At 39.5% G+C, this 1,961-nt stretch carries 3 protein-coding genes and 1 pseudogene; all 4 read right to left on the bottom strand.

What is annotated here, in order from left to right; translation table 11 throughout:
- Positions 1–239 (bottom strand): annotated as a pseudogene (locus IAE45_RS18500) (hypothetical protein); the annotation flags it as partial.
- A 204-nt stretch (positions 240–443) separates the two neighbouring features.
- Positions 444–821, bottom strand: coding sequence for a phage tail assembly chaperone G (gpG, locus tag IAE45_RS18495; RefSeq protein ID WP_200127861.1), 378 nt, complete (start codon positions 819–821; stop codon positions 444–446).
- A 62-nt stretch (positions 822–883) separates the two neighbouring features.
- Positions 884–1,495 (bottom strand): phage tail protein, encoded by a 612-nt coding sequence (locus IAE45_RS18490; RefSeq protein WP_200127859.1) that lies wholly within the window; start codon positions 1,493–1,495, stop codon positions 884–886.
- 32 nt (positions 1,496–1,527) lie between these two features.
- On the bottom strand, positions 1,528–1,923 hold the full coding sequence (locus IAE45_RS18485; RefSeq protein ID WP_200143166.1) for a hypothetical protein: 396 nt from the start codon (positions 1,921–1,923) through the stop codon (positions 1,528–1,530).
- Between the last annotated feature and the right edge of the window lie 38 nt (positions 1,924–1,961).

Raw genomic sequence — 1,961 nt, 5'->3', positions numbered from 1 at the left:
GCTTTCTTGAGGGCGGACACTTGGTTTTCTTGTGCTTTGATAATCTGTGTTAAACTATCGTATCGAGTACCTAATTTACCAAGTTTGTTCCCTGCCAAATCAGCAACTTTCATATTTGCTTGCATTTCTTTCGCTAGGTATTGTACTTGCTTTTTAGAATTAGCAACGCCTTTCCCAAAATCAGCATCATCCAAACCTAGCTTTATGACCATATTTCCTAATGGAGTTGCACCAGCCAAATCATCCGCCCCCTTTCACTAAATCAGCCAATGGCTTAATTTCTTTTTGTTTCCTATTCTTCTCTCCTTTTGGCGTTTGTTTAAACATAATTTCATATAGGTACAGCGTATCTGTGTTCAGAACGTCATTGATTGTCCAACTGGGATAAATATTCAATATTGATCTCACAACATCTAGCTGTAACTCATGATGATCGGACGAACTTATTTTCCGTCCTTTTTTCCTTTTGGGTCTTTCTTATCTGTTGGATCTGATTCTTCCACGTCTTTCTCGTAACCTAAGACACGATACATAATGATTTCCATGATCAAATCTCTGTCCCATGCATCGATACCATTTAAAAGGACAGTGCCTGTTAAATCTTTATCATCAAACAAACCTGCTACAAACTCAGCGCGGAATTCAGTAAGCACTCTGGCTGGAGGAGCAACCTCATTGCCTTCGTCATCCTTCTTAAAAAGTTTTGCTTCGCCATCCGTGTAATCCAAAGCTTTTGAATACGGCACGTGACTTTGAGTGAAGGTCTTTCTTGTTCCATTGATCATTAGATCCAATCTGATTTCTTTTCCAATTTCTGACATCTATAATTCCTCCTATTAATCAAAAAATAAAAAGGCTAGTCCGAAGACTAACCTTTGTCACATTATTGTCCGTCCCCACTTGGAGGAGCAACAGGCTCACCAAGTACAGCAGTTTTCATTTTAGTAACTGCTTCTTCTCCAAAAGCACGCAAGACTTTTACCGTCTTTTCATTTGTGTCAATTTTGACCTTCCGAGAGATTGCGTTGTAAACATACTCGCCCGCTTCTGGTGTAAAATCTTCATCGTTTTTAGTAGCCAATGAAAATCCATCACGGTTAAACGACCCGGCTACCATTGCGAATGCTACTGGTTCACCATATAAATCTTCCGCTTCAGCTACAGCTGCCATATATGGAGGCTCTGTTTCATCACCAAAACCGTCGATGCCTTCTGCCATTTTGATCAATCCTAAGATTTCTTGCTCAACTTCTACAGGTACATCTAGCAAACCAAAATTTGCGGCTACTGACCCGGTTCCTTTTCTAGCCAAGTAGTATTCAACGTTACCAGCAAATACTTTCACTGCTTCTTTGGATAGACCTGTTAAGTCGAAGGCAGTTGGTCCACCTTCTTTTTGTTTACCTTCTAAAACGTGAATTTCCGCTGCTGTATCTGGTTCCAATGCTGTGGTTAGTTTTCGAACCGATAATTTATCAAAACCATAAGTTTCCATTTGTAAATTCCTCCTAATAAAATAGACACCGATTAATAATCAGTGTCATGAATTTGTGTGTTTTTTCGATAACGCCTTGCATCCACAAAGCGTTTTGTTTCTGAGAAATACTCGTCAAGCCCACCATTTAACTGGGCATAACCAAATTCCCACATCGCAGCTTTCACTGCTTTAGCAATTTCTTTCGTCAAAATCCTTGATTGAGTTTCAACATTAATTTGATAACTAAACGTTTGCGACATCTCTTTGTTGGCTGCATAGTAAGCACTAGTTGGCGGTCCAAGAGGTGTATCGATGATAATAAAAGGTTTCGTCGAATCGAAGCTTTCAGGTACTTCATAGAATTTGATATTCTTTGCAGTCACCTCTTTTGCAATCGTAGGATCAGCAGATAAAACATTGTAGACTTCCATCATCATATCTTTCATCGTGCTAACTCCTCCAATTCTGACCGCATCTCTTCAAA

The organism is Enterococcus sp. S53 (assembly GCF_016516865.1).
Lineage (GTDB): Bacteria > Bacillota > Bacilli > Lactobacillales > Enterococcaceae > Enterococcus_D > Enterococcus_D innesii.
The sequence above is the reverse complement of the archived record's forward strand: the minus strand, read 5'-3'. Positions and strand labels throughout refer to the sequence as shown.

Coding starts and splice junctions, on each gene's coding strand:
- IAE45_RS18485 (WP_200143166.1), bottom strand. CDS start 1,923: ATGAAAGATATGATGATGGAAGTCTACAATGTTTTATCTGCTGATCCT.
- IAE45_RS18490 (WP_200127859.1), bottom strand. CDS start 1,495: ATGGAAACTTATGGTTTTGATAAATTATCGGTTCGAAAACTAACCACA.
- gpG (WP_200127861.1), bottom strand. CDS start 821: ATGTCAGAAATTGGAAAAGAAATCAGATTGGATCTAATGATCAATGGA.